The 1,080-nt window shown below is 41.7% G+C and carries 2 protein-coding genes; both read left to right on the top strand.

What is annotated here, in order from left to right; translation table 11 throughout:
• Positions 1 to 77 precede the first annotated feature (77 nt).
• Positions 78 to 437, top strand: a complete 360-nt coding sequence (gene tnpB / locus LMF89_RS25360) for an IS66 family insertion sequence element accessory protein TnpB (protein WP_093792874.1) — start codon at positions 78 to 80, stop codon at positions 435 to 437.
• A 90-nt stretch (positions 438 to 527) separates the two neighbouring features.
• Positions 528 to 1,080 (top strand): IS66 family transposase zinc-finger binding domain-containing protein (locus tag LMF89_RS25365; protein WP_229537586.1); only part of this gene is annotated, 553 nt, incomplete at its 3' end.

The following is a 1,080-nucleotide window of genomic DNA, read 5'->3' on the forward strand; positions in this document are numbered from 1 at the left end:
GATGGGCTCCGTTACGCTCGCACTTCATAACGGAGCATCCACAGCCTTAATTGAAAATACTTTGAAGGCACTTAGCCTTGTTCGGTGATATCTCAAAAGCCGAGCAAATCTATATTGCTTGTGGCTATACCGACATGCGCAAATCTATTGACGGACTCATGATGATTGTAAAGCATACTTTCCAGTTAAACCCGTTTCAAAGTAGCCTGTTTTTGTTCTGCGGACGGCGACGTGACCGAATGAAGGCACTCTTTTGGGAAGAAGATGGCTTTGTTTTATTGTATAAACGTCTTGAAAGCGGAACATTCCAATGGCCCAAAAGTGCTGAATCTGTCCGTACCATTACCGATCAGCAGCTTCGCTGGCTTTTGGAAGGGCTTTGCGTTGACCAGCCTAAAGCGGTACAAAAGATGGATACAAGTTCTTGGATAAAATGATGAAGAACACCGTGAAGCCTTATAAAACGTGGCTTTTACGGTATTTTTATGGTATAATAGATACATAAAATAACATTTAAGGAATTTGTTATGACAGTATCTGAACGAATGGCTACTTTCGAAAAACGCATAACGGAATTAGAGCAAGAGAATAAGCGGCTTCATAATACAATTGACTATCTGACTCGTAAGCTCTTTGGCAAAAGCTCTGAAAAAACAGCTGTTCTTTCCTTAGGACAGGTATCTCTTTTTGATGAGGAAGAATCTTTTTTTGATGAAGCAGAAAGCAAGGCCAACCCTGAAGTAGGAGAAACAGATCTAAGCAAAGAAGCGGATAACTACCGAAAAAAACGGTTTAAAGGTCAGCGGAAAGAACTTTTAAAAGACCTTGAACATGTTAAAAAGGTTTACCGACTTGCCGAAGAAGACCGAACTTGCGACACCTGCGGGGATGGACTAGTATCGGTAGGGGAAGAATTCGTCCGCTCCGAGTTAGAATTCATTCCGGCTCAAGTCAGAGTGATTGACTATTATCGCGAAACCATGGAATGTCGTACTTGCCGAAAAAATGATAATCCGTATATGGAAAAATCGCCAATTCCTGATCCAGTCATTTTACATTCCATGGCATCGCCCTCTACTA

The organism is Pelosinus baikalensis, from assembly GCF_020819555.1.
Taxonomy (GTDB): Bacteria; Bacillota; Negativicutes; order DSM-13327; family DSM-13327; genus Pelosinus; species Pelosinus baikalensis.